The sequence below is a fragment of the Candidatus Saccharimonas aalborgensis genome, assembly GCF_000392435.1.
GTDB classification, from domain to species: domain Bacteria; phylum Patescibacteriota; class Saccharimonadia; order Saccharimonadales; family Saccharimonadaceae; genus Saccharimonas; species Saccharimonas aalborgensis.
Map to the genome: position 1 here is coordinate 970,111 of NC_021219.1, position 15,530 is coordinate 985,640.

At 48.9% G+C, this 15,530-nt stretch carries 23 protein-coding genes and 3 tRNA genes; 1 reads left to right on the forward strand and 25 read right to left on the reverse strand.

The features are described from left to right. Positions 1–267 precede the first annotated feature (267 nt). The 24 genes from L336_RS05025 to secY form a co-directional block, all read right to left on the reverse strand. Positions 268–453, reverse strand: coding sequence for an NUDIX domain-containing protein (locus L336_RS05025; RefSeq protein WP_015642130.1), 186 nt, complete (start codon positions 451–453; stop codon positions 268–270). A gap of 11 nt (positions 454–464) precedes the next feature. Then, positions 465–959 carry a YajQ family cyclic di-GMP-binding protein gene (locus L336_RS05030; RefSeq protein WP_015642131.1) on the reverse strand — a complete coding sequence of 165 codons (495 nt, stop codon included), beginning with the start codon at positions 957–959 and terminating at the stop codon, positions 465–467. Between the two features lie 87 nt (positions 960–1,046). Continuing rightward, on the reverse strand, positions 1,047–1,457 hold the full coding sequence (locus tag L336_RS05790; protein ID WP_015642132.1) for a hypothetical protein: 411 nt from the start codon (positions 1,455–1,457) through the stop codon (positions 1,047–1,049). Positions 1,458–1,496: 39 nt separating this feature from the next. Beyond that, positions 1,497–1,572: transfer RNA gene (locus L336_RS05040), tRNA-Thr, on the reverse strand. A gap of 124 nt (positions 1,573–1,696) precedes the next feature. Beyond that, on the reverse strand, positions 1,697–2,350 hold the full coding sequence (locus tag L336_RS05045) for a hypothetical protein (RefSeq protein ID WP_015642133.1): 654 nt from the start codon (positions 2,348–2,350) through the stop codon (positions 1,697–1,699). Between the two features lie 105 nt (positions 2,351–2,455). After that, positions 2,456–2,540, reverse strand: a tRNA-Tyr gene (locus L336_RS05050). 124 nt (positions 2,541–2,664) lie between these two features. Continuing rightward, positions 2,665–2,741: transfer RNA gene (locus tag L336_RS05055), tRNA-Thr, on the reverse strand. Positions 2,742–2,801: 60 nt separating this feature from the next. Then, positions 2,802–3,458: a tetratricopeptide repeat protein gene (locus L336_RS05060; RefSeq protein WP_015642134.1), complete on the reverse strand. Its 657-nt coding sequence runs from the start codon at positions 3,456–3,458 to the stop codon at positions 2,802–2,804. A 12-nt stretch (positions 3,459–3,470) separates the two neighbouring features. Continuing rightward, positions 3,471–4,268 (reverse strand): AAA family ATPase, encoded by a 798-nt coding sequence (locus L336_RS05065; protein WP_041191417.1) that lies wholly within the window; start codon positions 4,266–4,268, stop codon positions 3,471–3,473. Between the two features lie 10 nt (positions 4,269–4,278). Further along, positions 4,279–5,460, reverse strand: a complete 1,182-nt coding sequence (locus L336_RS05070; RefSeq protein ID WP_015642136.1) for an RluA family pseudouridine synthase — start codon at positions 5,458–5,460, stop codon at positions 4,279–4,281. After that, a complete protein-coding gene (gene trpS / locus L336_RS05075) occupies positions 5,460–6,491 on the reverse strand; it encodes a tryptophan--tRNA ligase (protein ID WP_015642137.1) in 1,032 nt (343 codons plus the stop codon). The genes L336_RS05070 and trpS overlap by 1 nt, the downstream gene beginning before the upstream one ends. A 17-nt stretch (positions 6,492–6,508) precedes the next feature. Continuing rightward, a complete protein-coding gene (locus L336_RS05080; RefSeq protein WP_015642138.1) occupies positions 6,509–7,222 on the reverse strand; it encodes a M14 family metallopeptidase in 714 nt (237 codons plus the stop codon). Next, positions 7,219–7,686 carry a GNAT family N-acetyltransferase gene (locus tag L336_RS05085; protein ID WP_015642139.1) on the reverse strand — a complete coding sequence of 156 codons (468 nt, stop codon included), beginning with the start codon at positions 7,684–7,686 and terminating at the stop codon, positions 7,219–7,221. Before L336_RS05085 ends, L336_RS05080 begins: the two co-directional genes overlap by 4 nt. Beyond that, positions 7,631–7,843 carry a hypothetical protein gene (locus L336_RS05970; protein WP_015642140.1) on the reverse strand — a complete coding sequence of 71 codons (213 nt, stop codon included), beginning with the start codon at positions 7,841–7,843 and terminating at the stop codon, positions 7,631–7,633. The genes L336_RS05085 and L336_RS05970 overlap by 56 nt, the downstream gene beginning before the upstream one ends. Positions 7,844–8,065: 222 nt before the next feature. Further along, positions 8,066–8,467 carry a 30S ribosomal protein S9 gene (gene rpsI, locus L336_RS05090; RefSeq protein WP_015642141.1) on the reverse strand — a complete coding sequence of 134 codons (402 nt, stop codon included), beginning with the start codon at positions 8,465–8,467 and terminating at the stop codon, positions 8,066–8,068. Beyond that, the gene (gene rplM, locus L336_RS05095) at positions 8,467–8,898 is read right to left on the reverse strand and encodes a 50S ribosomal protein L13 (protein ID WP_015642142.1); all 432 of its coding nucleotides are present in this window, start codon (positions 8,896–8,898) and stop codon (positions 8,467–8,469) included. The genes rpsI and rplM overlap by 1 nt, the downstream gene beginning before the upstream one ends. Then, positions 8,899–9,294 carry a 50S ribosomal protein L17 gene (rplQ, locus tag L336_RS05100; protein WP_015642143.1) on the reverse strand — a complete coding sequence of 132 codons (396 nt, stop codon included), beginning with the start codon at positions 9,292–9,294 and terminating at the stop codon, positions 8,899–8,901. Next, positions 9,295–10,218, reverse strand: a complete 924-nt coding sequence (locus L336_RS05105) for a DNA-directed RNA polymerase subunit alpha (protein ID WP_015642144.1) — start codon at positions 10,216–10,218, stop codon at positions 9,295–9,297. It lies immediately after the preceding gene. 21 nt (positions 10,219–10,239) lie between these two features. Beyond that, positions 10,240–10,857: a 30S ribosomal protein S4 gene (gene rpsD, locus L336_RS05110; RefSeq protein WP_041191420.1), complete on the reverse strand. Its 618-nt coding sequence runs from the start codon at positions 10,855–10,857 to the stop codon at positions 10,240–10,242. 1 nt (position 10,858) lies between these two features. After that, positions 10,859–11,266 carry a 30S ribosomal protein S11 gene (gene rpsK, locus L336_RS05115; RefSeq protein WP_015642146.1) on the reverse strand — a complete coding sequence of 136 codons (408 nt, stop codon included), beginning with the start codon at positions 11,264–11,266 and terminating at the stop codon, positions 10,859–10,861. 18 nt (positions 11,267–11,284) lie between these two features. After that, entirely contained in the window at positions 11,285–11,671 is a 387-nt protein-coding gene (gene rpsM / locus L336_RS05120) for a 30S ribosomal protein S13 (RefSeq protein WP_015642147.1), read from the reverse strand. Positions 11,672–11,673: 2 nt separating this feature from the next. Then, positions 11,674–11,790 (reverse strand): 50S ribosomal protein L36, encoded by a 117-nt coding sequence (gene rpmJ, locus L336_RS05125; RefSeq protein ID WP_023794230.1) that lies wholly within the window; start codon positions 11,788–11,790, stop codon positions 11,674–11,676. Positions 11,791–11,868: 78 nt separating this feature from the next. Further along, positions 11,869–12,093, reverse strand: a complete 225-nt coding sequence (infA, locus tag L336_RS05130) for a translation initiation factor IF-1 (protein WP_015642148.1) — start codon at positions 12,091–12,093, stop codon at positions 11,869–11,871. Positions 12,094–12,757: 664 nt separating this feature from the next. After that, a complete protein-coding gene (gene secY / locus L336_RS05140; RefSeq protein ID WP_015642149.1) occupies positions 12,758–14,167 on the reverse strand; it encodes a preprotein translocase subunit SecY in 1,410 nt (469 codons plus the stop codon). 271 nt (positions 14,168–14,438) lie between these two features. Between secY and L336_RS05145 the strand changes: the two genes are divergently transcribed. Beyond that, positions 14,439–14,894, forward strand: coding sequence for a hypothetical protein (locus L336_RS05145; protein ID WP_015642150.1), 456 nt, complete (start codon positions 14,439–14,441; stop codon positions 14,892–14,894). A gap of 130 nt (positions 14,895–15,024) precedes the next feature. Here L336_RS05145 and L336_RS05150 read toward each other — a convergent pair whose 3' ends face one another. Beyond that, entirely contained in the window at positions 15,025–15,459 is a 435-nt protein-coding gene (locus L336_RS05150; protein ID WP_015642151.1) for a hypothetical protein, read from the reverse strand. Between the last annotated feature and the right edge of the window lie 71 nt (positions 15,460–15,530).

Sequence of the window (15,530 nt, forward strand, 5' to 3'; positions counted from 1 at the left end):
TTCAACTACCAATTTTAGCACTCAACAGAGAAAAAAGCAACTAGAGAGGTATGTCGCTAGCAGAAAAAACTGCCTGACGCGTGATATTGTCGAGGTTTAGTTTTGTGAGATCGCGGGGGCTCACCCACTGAAATGCAGAATGTTCTTCACTCAGAGTTAGAACGAACCGTGCGGTGGTAAGCCGATACGTGAGACGAACAACATGGATATCTCTCTTGGTAACGAAAATATCCTGCGCGGCGATTAGCAATGGTATTTCGTCTGGTACTACTCCAATTTCTCGTGTAACTCTCTTTTGAGCGCTGTCTCGAGCGATTCGTCCACGTTGATCCGGCCCCCAGGAATATCCCATGTCTCGGCAATATCATGCTGATCGCTTTTTGCGCGTTGAAGAACCAGCGTATTGCCAGATTCGTCGGTTATAATAACTTTGACGCCAATTTGGAGTTGCATAGTAGCCCTGTTCACCGGTAATTTGTAAATACTAAGGGAAAATCAAAGTCGGCTGCGCGGAGTGTTGACATGACAGCTTGCAATTCATCTTTGCTTGCACTCGTACAGCGTACCGCCGGCCCCTGTATCTGCGTCCTAACTTTTGGGTGAGAGTCTTTGAGCAATTTTGTGATCTTTTTGGCATCATCTTGGCTCAGCCCATCGCGAAACAGTACATCTTTCCAAGCTCGTAAGTTTGCTTCAGTTACCTTGCCGCTGAGGTCGAGGACTTTGCTGGTCATTACGCGCTTGGCAAGCTGTTTACCGATCATATCAATGATCGTCTCGAGCTGCCACTCGTTGCTTCCTATGACCTTGAAGCCCTTTTTGTCAGTCAGCCACTCCACGGCAGCTGGTGTACCCTTAAAATCATATCGACTAGAAATCTCTCTCATGACAAGTTGCTCGACATTGTTCATCTCGGCTTTATCGTACGTGGATTCGATATCAAAACTATAGTTCGCCATTGATCCGCCTTATTCCTGCATACATTTGCAACTCCAAATACCTATACCACGATAATATCATATGCGATGGTTTAAGCAGCAACTACTTTAGTCTGCCGACAATCGTGAGCAACCGTTTGTGTTGTCACTCCGCATTGCTTTTTCAATTGGTATCATTCTGCAGTGAATTTTCTCCATGCCGAGTAGTTTTGCTTTGCACATCCTGTGAAGTCCATCAAATGGTACTAGCTTATTGACGCGTGGGTTTAGCCCCAGGTCGATTGGGTATGACAGATCAGCAGTTTCTATTCTTTTGAAATGGTCGGGGTCGAGCTCGGGATTAGCCATGACTTCGTTTGGCGTTAGCGGATGCTCATCAGTGCCAAACCAATCAACGTCCAACAGCCATTCAATTTGCGATAGTTCAATGTCTGTGACAGGAGCATCTATCTTCCAGATGGCCTTTTCGTTCCACTCAAACGGAAAGAAGTAGTCTTCTTGTTTTAATTTTGGCTTCATACGCGCTAACCCGTTTCTTAATATGTGGGAAATTCAATCTGGAGCCACGACTGGGATTTGAACCCAGGACCCCGTCCTTACCATGGACGTGCTCTACCAACTGAGCTATCGCGGCATATTATTTGTCCTAAAAAAGTGTACCACTTATAGAGAGAAAGTTCCAGTATTGCTCGACTCTAGTTTGCATAATCTTGCGTTTCCAAGACACTTGTTTCGAATGCGCGGTACACCGTGGGGAGCTATTGACCGATAATACTAACTGATCGAGCAATGATAAGCGCCAGTGTCGTAACCGAGATGAGAGCTTGTGCACTCATAAGCAGTTTGGCTTGTCGGGTCATTGGTACCGTATCGGCAGAAGCAAAGTTGATGGCATTGGTTACAGATATGTAAAGATAATCTATAAACTGGGGGCGCCATGCTTGAAATATGTGTGAGTGTATCTGCTGCGGGAACAAAAAATCTTTGTCGTACCGCGACCATCGTTTACCTGAGAACCCGGGGCTATCTATCTCCCAATACCATAACGCAAAGACAATAATATTTGTCAAAAATATCGCGATTGCCGTACCGAGCAAACGATAGCCGACTAACCCAGAGTTAGTCACGAGTAGATGCAATATTGTGGCGATAGAACTGACATTTTCAACTGAAATCAGCCCGAGAAGTATAAACGATACTATTCGGTAGGGAGCCGTGGTTAGGAGAGATGGGCGGAAGATAGTGAGTGACATCAGGGCGATGAACGTCAACTCAGTTAGCATGATGAGTGTATGAGGACTGTAAGCAGTATTACCATTCATAATCCAGATTGAGGACTGCAACCCAAGAGCCGCAACAAGGGCGCCAAATGCTACAAGTAGTTCAGGACGGGAAATATGAGGCACGGTCATAATGCTAGTATAGCACTCGGTGCCTCTCTTCGCCGTACCAATGGTTTGAGTTTTACTTCGCGGCTAAAATAGTAGCCCTATCCATGAGGGATAAGGCTACTATTTTGGTACCGGAGGTAGGACTCGAACCTACGAAGGCTTGCGCCGAGAGATTTACAGTCTCTTGTCATTGCCGCTAGACGACTCCGGCATGCCGCTGTCGCTCATGAGACAAACCGGAGGTTTTTCTCATCGCGCCGGGCGCGAAATAAATTCGCGTCTCGGGCTGCTCTTTTCCTAAATGCACACGCAACGCATAGGTTATGTGCACATCATGGAGCCGCTTCTCGGACTTGAACCGAGGACCTACTGTTTACAAAACAGTTGCTCTAACCAACTGAGCTAAAGCGGCACATACACCATTTTACCAGAGGTTAGTAGTGTAAATCAACAAAACCATTGTCAGTTATGATCACATCACCACTTTTCGTACTTGCTGTACTGATTTTGCAGGTGGGTTTTTGCTTGCAATGGCTTTTTGGATTTTATCACGTAGTTCAACTGACTTTTCGGTTTCACCTAAGCGATCGTAGGCATCTGCAAGGATATGGTATGACTGAATACTGGGTTCAATATCCGCTGCGCGTTCAAGCGACTCGATCATTTTTTTATCATTCCCCAGCTTCTCCTGTACTTTCGCGTAGGCGATATAACGTGAGGCTAGACTATCCTCCATAGCCAGCGCTTGCTCAAAGGCAAGTGCCGCCTTGTCGTAGTGTGCTGTTTCGTAGTATATCAAGCCAACATTATGCAGGCTGCTTGCACTTGGCTCGAGACTTTGTGCGATCTCAAAACATTCGATCGCATCGGAATACGCTTGCTGTTTGGCGTAGAGGATGCCGAGACGGTTGTAGGCGGTGGCATTTCGTTCGTCGACACGTAAAATAGTCAACAACGCTTTTTCGGCTCTAAGATATTTTCGCTCCTTTAGTGATTCCTGCGCGATGTCCCACAGCCGTTCAAGTTTAATAGACAACTTTTGAGGGATGTCCGCTGCTGCCTCTATAACAGTTTGCTGGCGAGACACAGTCCAGATTCCGAGGATAAGTATAAGAAGTAGCCCTAGCATATCTTACATGTATTATACCACGAGTGAGAGGAGGTGGATACGGACGTTCCCGTTGGCGGAGATGGCACTATGCGCGGCAGCATACTGCTCGCAGCGCTCGATCAGTTCTTTTGTAGGTGCCGATGACAACGATCGTTTCATGATGATAAGTGCGCTTTGGAGCAGAGTGAGGGCTGCAGTTCTATCGGTCGCATAATTATGGATCAACACTACTTTTTCGTACGCAGACCCCTGTAATAGTATACGGGCATCACCTATATTTTTTGCTTGAACAGAAAAGTACGCCGTATCCTCGACAAGCCTGGTGAGTTCACCTGGAAGACCCTCGGCCAAAAAAAGCATTTTCTGTATTGTCGACTCGTCTGTTATACCGAGAGAATTCAACAGCTGACGCGACTGAGTGCGGTCAATGGGTAGTACTGTTACCTGTTGGACGCGTGACAAAACTGTGGCAAGTAACAGCTGAGGCTTGTGTGCGAGCAAGATGAACTTGATGTGCTCGTTTGGTTCCTCAAGTAGTTTTAGGAAGGCATTTTGCGCAGAATGGTTCATTGTATCAGCTTGATCAAGTATATATACCTGGTCATGGGGCGCGATGGTGCGTGTTTGACGATAGAGCTCGCGAATTTGTTCGACGCGAATGACACCTTTTTCGTTGTCAGGTTGACCGTCGACTGTGGTCGGTGAGATGACACCCGCAATAGCTGTACCGGCGATGCCTCGGGCGGCCGTCATAAGGCCTACTCCTGTTGGGCCCACCAGGAGGAGCCCATGAGGAGTGGTTTGCTTTAGGCGGCGAATTGCCGCCACTGTCGCGCTATTATAGACGTGATGAGAGCTCATGAGGTATCTCTGGAAATAGTTGTATAAACTCGTCAGGAATTGGTGCGGTGAATGTTTGCCGGGTACTCGCCCTTGGCGTAATCTCTAGCTGATACGCGTGCAAAAAGAGGCGGGTGTTTGATTTGCCATATATCCTATCGCCATGGATGGGTGTTCCTAGATGAGCCATATGGACGCGCAACTGGTGGGTACGTCCCGTGCTCGGATGGAGTAGTACTAGAGACTTTCCTGCTTTCGTTGCGATAACCTCATAGTCAGTACGTGCAGGTTTGCCATTGGGATCAACCCGAAAGGTGCTGGGGCTCGAAGGATTACGGCCGATCGGAAGATCAATAGTAGCCTTGGGATGCTTCGGTACTCCGTCCACAATAGCCAAGTAGTGCTTGTTTGCTTTTCTGTCAGAAAACTGACGCTTGAGACGCTGAAACGACTCTAGTGTCCTTGCGCCAACAATAATGCCACTTGTGTCTCTGTCGAGCCGATGGACGATACCGGGTCGATTTGTCTCGAGTCCAACTGAGCTATATCGACGGAAAAAGTCAGCAACAGTAAACTCGTCAGACAGTGCACCCTTGGCGTGGGTGAGCACGCCTGAAGGCTTGTTGACGACAATGATACCATCGTCGATATACATGATAGGAAGTTCTCGAGCACTGAAGTCGCTCGCTTCAGGAAGAGACACGGCGATGTAATCTGCTTCACTCACCTCTTGACGCACATTTTTTGCTGGTATTGAGTTGACAGTGACTGCACCGGCCTTGATATGTTTCTGCCAGGTACTTCGACTCGTGTCTGGGAAGCGTTCAGCGAGGATGATGTCGAGACGTTTCTTATCGCTTTCTTGACGAAACAAATAGACGTCTTTGCCCTTAAATGGCAACCCAAACGTTGTCAGCTCGCTCACGGCATTTTCAAGTAGCTGACCCTGAATGTTGCTATCCACGATTTTGATCTGATCTACGACGTATTGCTCGTTATCCTCGGCCGTGTCATCAAACAACACATAGTAGCGAGTTTTTGCGAAACGAAACGAAACAAGCTGGTTTATCGGACGAGGATGGTTTGACCGAAGTTGATCGATTTCTCGTGGTACGTTCGTCTCACCTGCAATATTAAACCGACGCAAAATTGCTAAGAGGTCTGATGAAGTTACCTTCATTATGCTCTCAAGCCTATGGCTCGCTGAACACGGAGTAGCGTGCTATTTGCAACGTCATTCATAGCTGCCTCGCTGGTTTCTAGCTTGTGGAGGATCAGCTGGTCGTCAACGCTCTGTAAGCGTTCCTGAAAACTGCGGAGGAATTCTGCCATTTCATCTGCCACAACTTGCTTGAAGTCCCCGTATCGCTGGCTCCCCTTGAACTCGGCTTCTACTTCTAGGGGTGATGTATTACGGAGAAGGGCCAGGATGTCGATCAAGTTTGCAATCCCTGGTTGGTTGACTTTGTCGTACTGAATATTGGCCTTATCATCAGTGGTGGCGCCCATGATTTTTTTACGCGCAACCTCAGGATCATCACTGAGAAAGATCACGCCCTTGCCTGTTTCGTCGCTTTTGCTCATTTTTTTGCTCGGATCGAGCAGGTCTTTAATACGCAACCCCTGATCTTTACCAAAGAACGCGTGCTGTCGAACAACAGGCTCGGGTACCGTAAATACTTCACCAAAGCGATTGTTCATACGCTCGGCGATATCACGGGTAAACTCAAGATGTTGGGTTTGGTCATCACCAACGGGCACATAGGCGGCATTGTAAAGCAAAATATCGCACGCCATAAGTACTGGATAATTAAATAATCCTACACTTACCTGATCTTCACCTGACTTGTATGATTTTTCTTTGTATTGGATCATGCGACCCATCTCACCCATGCCAGTGAAGCAGTCTGCTATCCATGTCAACTCACTGTGAGCTGGCACATAGCTCTGACGATACAGGTGGATCGCATCATTATCGAGTGGTAGTCCGGCTGCGACAAACACACGGGCGTTATTCATGATGCTTTCATTGAGAGTCGAGTGGTCTATTGGGGTTGTGAAACTATGAAGATCGGGGATAAAAAGATTGATATCAAACTCGTCTGAACGAGTCTTTGCCATATCGATGATCGGGAGCATCGCTCCGAAATAGTTGCCGATGTGGAGGTCGTTGTTGGCACGAATACCAGTGAGAATAACTTGCTTTGTCATATGTTACTCCTATTGTATCACTTATCGATTGTTATTTTCTCTGGCGCAGAGGCCTTAAAACCCAGATAGTTGGTCTGTTTTTTATAAGAATTCTCGCCAGTCATGATGGGGACAAATCCGAGCTTTTTGTTCATCTTGAAGTTAACGAACCCATCGGCTTCTCTAGTCGTGACGTCCTTTTTGTAGATCTTGTCGACCATATGGTAGACATCCTTTGTGACAGCACCTCGAGTGCCTCGGACAAAACGACGCAAATCATTAGTGATATGGTTTAGGAGTTCGAGCGTAATATGATCGTTTGGCACCTCGTAGCCGACGACATTGGTTACTGCGGAGGCAATATCGTTAAGGGACTTTACTTCGAGGACCGTCTTGATGTGGCTGGCTCTGAGGAAGCGTCGAAGCGCAGTGTCCTCAAGATTACCGACAATAAGACAGTTCGGCTGCTTGCATGTCGTTGTATGCATATCGAGAATGATATCAGGCTTAGTGGTATCGATATAGCGTAGTATCTCTCTCGCGCGCTGCTCCTCGTAGCGCGCGCCGTTACTTTGATAGCTTCGGTTGAGGTCGGACTGAATATAGCGCTTGTGTGCGGCATAGGCGCGCGGGTTACCGATCACAAAGTCGATTGATTCAAGGAGCGCTGAATGTTGCGCAAGCAAGAATTGATATAGTTTGATACCAAGTAACTCGTTACCGTGTGTGGCTGCAATTATCAGTAACTTCATCTCTCATACTCCTCTTTGACCCGAGCAGCCACTACGAGCGCATGACGCACGCTCTGGAGTGCTGGGAATTGTTCTTTTAATGGTACTCCACCTTTTGTCGCGGGTCTATCTGCAGGATCATTGCCTTGAAACAACCCTGCTTCGCTATATCGGTTCATATGATATGTTACATTGCCTCGTAGCGATGCGTGGGGTTGAGCCGCGGCAAGTGCCATCAATTCATGATCATCATCGAGCGGCGCAAGTGATGAGGTCACATGACGCATCATACGCAGTATCGCGGGGTTTCGCGTGTAGGTTGTCAGATAGAGTGGTTTTTCATTTGCAACGAGTCGTGTTAGTAAGTCAGTTGCAATCCCGAGTCCTTGATACTCTGGGTGAACAACTCGCCCCGCAAGCTCAATCGCTTTACCGCCAAAGATGTCTCCGGGCCATCGAAAATGCGATGAGCTGGTTTGAGTCATATAGTGTGGCGATAAAATCAGACGAATAGATATGACTAATAGTGTCTTTAAGCATCGCGGGAGTATCACCTTGACCAAAGCCCCGACCCGCCAAGTGTGCAATAGCAACATGTTCTTTATCTGATAATTGATTCGAGTTTTTTTGTACGTATTCCATGATAGTTTATTCCTTTCATACCGATTAAAAAAGTCGCCAGTGGCGACCTACAATTTTTTTGAAATAATTAACTAGAGATCGCCACGTGAAGTGTCGATATACCAATATGAGCTGTTAGTAATATGACTCATACTTTCATTATACTACTTCATTAAGCTTGTGTCAATAGCCACCAAAGAACCACCCTCAGAGGTGGTTCTTTTTTGATAAAACAAGAGACTATTAGCGTTTTGAGTATTGCTCGCGTTTGCGGGCACTGCGAAGGCCGTATTTCTTGCGTTCCTTTTCGCGAGGATCGCGCTTCATGAAGCCGGCTTTTTTGAGAACACTACGGAGATCGGGTGCACCGACAGTGATCGCTTTTGCGATGGCAACTTTGATCGCGTCAACTTGGCCGCTGAGGCCGCCGCCGCTTACTTTGATGGTCACGTCGAAGTCCTGTTGTTTACCGGCGACCGCGAGTGGATCGGTTACTTCTGCCATCATTGCTTTGTTGCCGCTCAGGTACTCAAGAGCTGGTTTATCGTTGATAACGATAGCTCCTTTGCCCTTTACAAGCCGTGCGCGCGCTGTTGCGCTTTTACGGCGACCGAGGCCATAGTCATATTTCTTGGTTTCAGCCATTATCGTACCTCAACTTTCTCTGGTTTTTGCGCCTCATGGGTGTGCTCGCTTCCACTAAACACACGCAGTCGCGCCATACGTTCAGGAGAGAGCTTATTCTTGGGGAGCATGCCACGGACGGCATTCTCGATAATCCTCTCGGGAAACTTTTCACGAACTTCCTTGAGCTGTGCATCTTTGATACCACCGGGGAAACCACTGTGACGATAGTAAATCTTATCAGTCTCTTTTTCGCCAGTGACAACAGTGTCTTTGGCGTTGATGACGATTACGTAGTCGCCACCGTCAACGTGGGGCGTATAGGTGGGTTTGTACTTGCCAATGAGGTACTTTGCCACTTCTGTTGCAACACGTCCCAATGGTGCAGACGTTGCATCGATCAGAATCCAGCGCCTCGTGACATCGGCAGGTTTTTGGATAAAGGTTTTCATTTATTTTGCCTCCTTTTCAGGTTTTGGCATGGCTTTGAGCGTGTCAACAAACTCGATTGAGGCCATTTGTGTGCCGTCGCCGACGCGAATGCGCGTGCGGGAGACGCGGACGTGACCACTTGTGCGACCGCTTAACTGTGGTGCAATTTGGTCTACCAATTTGCTAGCAGCAGCTTGTGTGCTGAGACCAGCAATAACTTGACGTCGATTCGCCAGATCACCACGCTTTGCTTTGGTGATGAGTTTTTCGATATAGCGTACGAGTTCCTTGGCCTTGGGGAGGGTCGTTTCGATCTTTTCCTCCATCACCAAACTTGTGGCGAGGCCGCGGATAAGCGCACGACGCTGGTCAGTTTCTCTGGCCAACTTGCGTCCTTTGTATCCGTGTCGATGCATTTAGAGCTCCAATTCTGCCAATTTATCTTTGACTTCATCGAGGGCTTTGCTACCAAAGCCCTTGAGATCACGCAAATCTTGTTCACTGAGAGTGACTAGGTCATGCACAGTACGAATCTCGTTGTTGATAAGTGCATTGGCAGTGCGAGCGCTGAGGCCCAATTCCTCGATTGGCGTATTGAGCTCACCCTCGTCATCTTCCTTTTGGGTACCAAGTGCTGGTGCTGACTCAACAGTGGTGCTACCGGCAAGTGCGGTGTATTGGTTAACCAGAATCGCATTTGCTTCCTCGAAGGCAGCTTGAGGGCTAATGCTTCCATCAGTCTCAATTGTAATTTCGAGTCGATTAAGGTTTGTCTCTTGTCCAACACGAGTCGCCTCAACCTTAAATCGAACGCGTGTTACCGGGCTAAACATGGCATCAATCGCAATCATATCGCTGTGGAGGCGATTTTTGCTCGATGCTTCCATGTCGTAGTAGCCACGGCCTGCTTCGACGACAAGATCGATGACAATCGATTTCTTAGGATCGTCAATGGTGCAGATAACATGATCGGGATTGATGACCTCAACATCTGCAGACGTCTTGATGTCACCAGCTACAACTGGGCCTGAGCCTTTTTTCTCAAGGCGAAGTTCGACAGGATCATCTGTCTCAACTTTCAGCTTGACGCCTTTGAGGTTGAGCATGATATCGACGACATCTTCTTTGACCCCAGGAATCGTCGCAAATTCATGGGTGACGCCTTCGATACGAAATGCAACGATTGCTGCACCGCGGATACTCGAAAGCAAGACGCGGCGAATGCTATTGCCTAGCGTATCGCCGTAACCAGCATGCAGCGGCTCGATAACAAAACTAGAAGTATTGTCGCCAGATGGCGTAACACGAGCGAGTGCTGGATTGTGAATAACTTTTGACATAGATAGTTCTCCTTACCCTTTTTAGCGTGAGTAGTACTCGACGATGAGCTGTTCGTTGATATCGGCCTCTGCTTCTTCGCGCTTTGGCAATCCAGTGACCTGGATGGTGAGTTTCTTTACATCGCCTTTGAGCCAGCTGAGCGGCACTTGGGCGGTGTTACCATAAACATCATTGATCTGAGAGAAATACCCAGACTTGGTACTTTTGGGACGCACAGTGAGCACATCGCCTGCTTTGAGACGGATCGATGGAATATCGACGCGTCGATCATTGAGGAGAAAGTGGCCGTGGCTCACAAGTTGTCTTGCGGCGCGGCGACTAGTTGCAAATCCCGCACGGTAAACCGCGTTATCAAGACGTAGTTCGAGGAACTGAAGTAGGTTTTCGCCGCTGAGACCTGGTCGCTTTGAGGCTTCACTCATGAGTTTTGCAAATTGCTTCTCCAGGAGTCCATACATACGACGAACTTTCTGCTTCTCGCGAAGTTGGGTTGCGTACATGCTTTGTTTGCCCTGACGGCCTCCGGCGTGCTGACCGGGAATGCCACTTTTGCGTGCCATAATCTTGTGTGCTTTTGGATGCAGTGCGACGCCTTCTCGGCGGCTCTGCTTGACAATAGGACTTCGATCACGTGCCATATTATGCCCTCCTTGCCTTTCGTGGACGAACACCGCCATGCGGTACACCCGTCACATCTTTGATGCTATTGACTGAAATGTCGTAGTTGCCAAGGGTACGAATCGCTGCATCGCGACCGAGCCCGACACCTTTGACGAAAACATCGACTGAGGAAAGGCCATAGCCACTCTTAGCTGCCTCAGCAGCTTTTTCGGCAGCAACTTGGCTGGCGTAGGCGGTGCCTTTTTTGCTCCCACGGAACCCACATGCTCCTGCGCTGCTGGTTGCCAAAACATTTCCCTTGTTGTCAGCAAACGTCACAATTGTATTGTTAAAGGTTGCTTGAATATGCAACTGACCGGTCGGAACTGATCGGCGTTGCTTTTTTTTGCTGCTGGCGGTCTTGCCAGTGACTGCTGTCTCTGCCATATCTTTGCTCCTTCCTGATTAGGTCTTACTTGCTGCTTTAGGTTGTGCGCCACCAACTGCTACTGCTCTACCCTTACGAGTTCGTGCGTTCGTACGAGTACGTTGACCACGTGTAGGGAGGCCAGCTTTGTGCCTGAGGCCTCGATACGCATTGATGTCTTTGAGACGCTTGATATTGTTTGTCACCTGGCGCTGGAGGTCACCCTCGGTGGTATAATCGTTGCCGATAATATCCCGAATACGTCGTTCTTCAGCCTCGGTGAGATCTTTCACCCGAGTGGTCGGCTCAATCTTAGCCGCCGCAAGGATGTCTCGAGAGTACTTGGGGCCAATGCCGTAGATATACGTCAATGCCACATGTACTTGCTTCTCTGCGGGTATAACTACCCCAGCAATTCGAGCCATGCTTAACCCTGCCTTTGCTTATTCTTAGGTTTTTTCTTGTTGATGACACGGAGACGACCTTTGCGCCGAACCAGCTGATCATCAGGGCTGATTTTTTTGACACTCGCACGAACTTTCATGAGCGTACAAATCTCCTCCAGGAAAAACCTGTATTAGAGAGAAATCAAGTGATATCGTCTCAACTTCTCGGTTATTATTTAATCACGTGCGCGGAAAACGATTCTGCCCTTTGTGAGATCATAAGGGGTTAGCTCGACTTCCACGATATCGCCCGGTACCAGACGGATATAATGCTTGCGCATCTTGCCGCTAATATGAGCGATGATACTTAGGCCGTTTTCCAATTCCACCCTAAACTGAGTATTAGGCAGTGCTTCCACCACCTTGCCTCGCAGTTTAATAACTTCTTTGGTACTCGCCATAGATATACAGCATTTTATTATACGGTATCATATGACAAAAGTAAACAGATTTAACAGAGAATCGCGGTATAGTTAGTCTACCGCAACTAAATTGATAGTTTTATTGTAGCGAATATCGTTCGTGAGTCAAGTCAAAAGAGTGAGGATACTTGACTTTTATATAAATATAGTGTAAAATAGTACACGAGTCCATTGTAGTTTGACAACCCCAACCCCCTGAAAGGATACCTGATGGGAAAGAGATGGCCTGGCATGGGTCGCCTGCGCGCAAAGCGCAAAGCGACTGCCCAGCTCGCCGCTGCTAAGGCAGCGGCGGCGGTGAGGGCTCAGGAGGTCGTGAACGACCTCCTGTATCCCCACCAACGGGAGCACGGTACTTCGCTTCTCGAGCGGCTGCACCCAGAGCCGCTCGACGTGTCGGATCACTCCGGCACGCCCAACCCTCGACGTCGTGTGCGCCATCGGGCAGACCGTCGGCGACGGCTGCCCGAGGCGCTTGTCACCGAGCGGCCCTGCGCCGCTCGCGGCCACCACCGTGGCTGCGAGTGTGCTGACTACGTCTGGGAGCCGCTTCACGCATGAAGCGTGCTCCCGACACCTACAATGGATTGGCCCTTACTGCACTCGCGGTAGGGGCCTTTCCTTTGCAGCTACTTTCGAAATATTATTTGTAATCGTCGTACGTCACCATGAGGGCGCGTGAGTTGACCTGTCGCAGAGTTTCGAGCCCCACTGTCACGACGATGAGAAGACCCGTGCCTCCAATCGCCAAATTGGCAGCGTTGAGCCCTAGTTTGACAAAGACATACTCAATGATGAATGGCATCACGGAGATAAAGCCGAGAGCAATAGAACCAAACAGAATTAAGCGATTGACCGTCCGTCCCAGATATTTTTCGGTCTGAATCCCCGGACGCACTCCCTCGATGAAGCCACCTTGCTTTTGCAGGTTTTCGGCAATCTCATTTGAATTAAAGACGATGCCCGTATAGAAGTACGTAAACAATATTACGAGGAGGAAATAGGCAGCCGGATAGATAAATACGCCCAGATCACCACTTGCAAAGGACTGGGCGTTTGGTGCCTGGAACCACTTGATAAGATCGGCGCTCAGCTGAGTATACGAGGGGTTATTGGTTGCTTTGAGCACTTGACCTGCAAAGGCAGGGAGGCTGAGAAACGCGACCGCAAAAATCACCGGGATAACACCCGCAGCAATGAGCTTGACGGGGAGGATGCTTTTGATACCGCCGTAACTCGTATTGCCAGCGACACGTTTGGCGTAGTTGATAGTGATGATACGCTGAGCTTCATTGATTTTAACGAGGAAATACAATATAAAGAGCGATAAAAGACCGATAACAAGTGCTACCCAAAACGCCGTCGGGCTCACCGGTAGGTCAAACCAGCCAAAGACGCTTAACTTTCCTGCCGTTGTGTCCAATAGCGAGGCGATGACCGTACTGAGGGTTGCTGGTAGCTGACTGATGATACCGGCAAAAATAATGAGTGAAATACCATTACCAATACCTTGCTCAGTGATGAGCTCTCCTAGCCACATGAGGAGAATGGAACCGGCGGTCATAGCAGTGACGGCTACTATCCACTCTGTTGGTGTGGTCGTGACAGTACCGGCAGTACTGCCTGCAAGAACTGACTGGCGCAGAATATAGATAATTGCAACAGACTGAATGACTGCGAGTGGTACGGAGATGATACGCGTCCACTGGTTTATCTTGCGACGGCCAGATTCACCATCCTTATGGAGTTCTTCTAGCTTTGGGATTGCTTTTGTGAGCAACTGGGTGATGACGCTGGCAGTGATAAACGGACTCATTCCGACCAGGACGATAGACAACTGGCTGAGTGCACCACCGCTCATAAGGTTGAGGAATCCGCCGAAGTCACTTGAGCCGATCACCGTATCAATGATACTCTTTAGCTTACTCGGTTCAGCAATGGGCACAGGGATATGCGACATGAAACGAAACGCGACGATCAGTCCAAAGACGATCAAGAGGCGTTTTTGCATATCACGGTTTTTGAGTGATCGAAGGATAATTTTCCAATTCATACGGAGTAATTCTGCCTGTTTTCTGTGCGTTAGATGATACTACTTTACCTACAGTATACAGGACATGTTGCTGCGGTGCTAGCGGATTGTGCCGGATACTTGTACGACATGACGATCTGTTGTATAATATGGTTATTGATAGCATTCGTGGGCATGCTTGATCATTGACAAGCAAGCATGTAGCCTACGGTGCTCCTACGAACTCCTAGCTCACTCGAGCTGGTGAGAAAAAGACCCTATCAAGACGGGTCACTATGGAAGGAGTTGCCTCTTGCCCAAGAAGGTCAAGAATCTGTTCGGTAAGACATTCGGCTACGAAGGAGGTGTGGTCAACTTTGACGGACATATGGGCATGTTCGTCGGCGACGACAACGAACCCTTCGCCGGACGTGAGGGTGAGCAGGTGGTTCCGTACCCCATTGTTCCTCCTGCCGGGGAATCGTCGGCTCGTCGGGCACTCGTCGAGCTGGTGAACCAGACGCTTGCGTCGAGGTACGGTTCCAAGTTGGATGGAATCATCGTCAGCCCACGGATGGCACGAAACCTCTTCCTCGAGGGGCTGATCACGCCGGTCCATCTGGCTGCGGCCATCGAAGAGGCATTCGAGGGAGACCTCGTTCTCGTCATCCCGGATGTCAACATCGCTGGGCACCTCCTGTACATCGAGGTCGACAGCAACGCCGCGGTGAACTCATTCGCCATCGACCGAAAGGGGTATCTGATCTGATGTCGATCCGATCGATGACGAGGGGCGGCGTAGCAGTTTTTGCGCCGCCCCTCAGGGGGGTCTCCGTTACCATCGCTACACATGCTTGCTTGTCGCAATACCCCATAAAGGGGTTTTATTTATATCGTTTCTACGCAGCTTGTTCGGAAGCGCGACGAAACACGAGCACTGTATCTGCTTGTGCATCTCGATCTTTGCGCACAATGGGTAGGGGTAGCTCACCAGCGATCTCTTTGAGTGCTCCCGCAAGAAATAAATCTAAGTCCATTGTTCCTGAAGCAATCTGACGCCACCCTGTCTCGGAGACAACAACTTTCCCATCGAGGAAGTCTATAAGTTTCTCTGGCAAAAAGCCCTCTATTGCGCCGATAGTCTCGTCGCTCACCGTCCAACCTGCATCTCTGGCCAGATGCTCTAGGCGCCCCACCTGTGCGCCAATGAACTGCCTGCGGAGATTTCCGTACCCCTCGCGAATGGCACGTGCTAGTCGCTCACGACCAGCTTGCTCGTAGTTGCGCCGATGTTCATTCCAATCGATCGCTATTTCGGGTACGCGTGGCATCATCTGTCCTCCAGTTTAGCTACTAACAAACTATAGCATGCTTTGTCACACCATCTATAACAAAAGTATGCGCC

What these genes read in the sequence shown, in the direction of transcription:
- L336_RS05790 (WP_015642132.1), bottom strand. Translation starts at nt 1,457, where the DNA reads ATGAAGCCAAAATTAAAACAAGAAGACTACTTCTTTCCGTTTGAGTGG.
- L336_RS05970 (WP_015642140.1), bottom strand. Translation starts at nt 7,843, where the DNA reads ATGGAATACGTACAAAAAAACTCGAATCAATTATCAGATAAAGAACAT.
- rplM (WP_015642142.1), bottom strand. Translation starts at nt 8,898, where the DNA reads ATGAAAACCTTTATCCAAAAACCTGCCGATGTCACGAGGCGCTGGATT.
- secY (WP_015642149.1), bottom strand. Translation starts at nt 14,167, where the DNA reads ATGAATTGGAAAATTATCCTTCGATCACTCAAAAACCGTGATATGCAA.
- rpsM (WP_015642147.1), bottom strand. Translation starts at nt 11,671, where the DNA reads ATGGCTCGAATTGCTGGGGTAGTTATACCCGCAGAGAAGCAAGTACAT.
- rplQ (WP_015642143.1), bottom strand. Translation starts at nt 9,294, where the DNA reads ATGCATCGACACGGATACAAAGGACGCAAGTTGGCCAGAGAAACTGAC.
- rpsD (WP_041191420.1), bottom strand. Translation starts at nt 10,857, where the DNA reads ATGGCACGTGATCGAAGTCCTATTGTCAAGCAGAGCCGCCGAGAAGGC.
- L336_RS05085 (WP_015642139.1), bottom strand. Translation starts at nt 7,686, where the DNA reads ATGACTCAAACCAGCTCATCGCATTTTCGATGGCCCGGAGACATCTTT.
- L336_RS05070 (WP_015642136.1), bottom strand. Translation starts at nt 5,460, where the DNA reads ATGAAGGTAACTTCATCAGACCTCTTAGCAATTTTGCGTCGGTTTAAT.
- L336_RS05150 (WP_015642151.1), bottom strand. Translation starts at nt 15,459, where the DNA reads ATGATGCCACGCGTACCCGAAATAGCGATCGATTGGAATGAACATCGG.
- L336_RS05105 (WP_015642144.1), bottom strand. Translation starts at nt 10,218, where the DNA reads ATGTCAAAAGTTATTCACAATCCAGCACTCGCTCGTGTTACGCCATCT.
- rpsI (WP_015642141.1), bottom strand. Translation starts at nt 8,467, where the DNA reads ATGGCTGAAACCAAGAAATATGACTATGGCCTCGGTCGCCGTAAAAGC.
- L336_RS05045 (WP_015642133.1), bottom strand. Translation starts at nt 2,350, where the DNA reads ATGACCGTGCCTCATATTTCCCGTCCTGAACTACTTGTAGCATTTGGC.
- rpmJ (WP_023794230.1), bottom strand. Translation starts at nt 11,790, where the DNA reads ATGAAAGTTCGTGCGAGTGTCAAAAAAATCAGCCCTGATGATCAGCTG.
- L336_RS05025 (WP_015642130.1), bottom strand. Translation starts at nt 453, where the DNA reads ATGCAACTCCAAATTGGCGTCAAAGTTATTATAACCGACGAATCTGGC.
- rpsK (WP_015642146.1), bottom strand. Translation starts at nt 11,266, where the DNA reads ATGGCAGAGACAGCAGTCACTGGCAAGACCGCCAGCAGCAAAAAAAAG.
- L336_RS05080 (WP_015642138.1), bottom strand. Translation starts at nt 7,222, where the DNA reads ATGAAGTTACTGATAATTGCAGCCACACACGGTAACGAGTTACTTGGT.
- L336_RS05030 (WP_015642131.1), bottom strand. Translation starts at nt 959, where the DNA reads ATGGCGAACTATAGTTTTGATATCGAATCCACGTACGATAAAGCCGAG.
- infA (WP_015642148.1), bottom strand. Translation starts at nt 12,093, where the DNA reads ATGGCGAGTACCAAAGAAGTTATTAAACTGCGAGGCAAGGTGGTGGAA.
- trpS (WP_015642137.1), bottom strand. Translation starts at nt 6,491, where the DNA reads ATGACAAAGCAAGTTATTCTCACTGGTATTCGTGCCAACAACGACCTC.
- L336_RS05060 (WP_015642134.1), bottom strand. Translation starts at nt 3,458, where the DNA reads ATGCTAGGGCTACTTCTTATACTTATCCTCGGAATCTGGACTGTGTCT.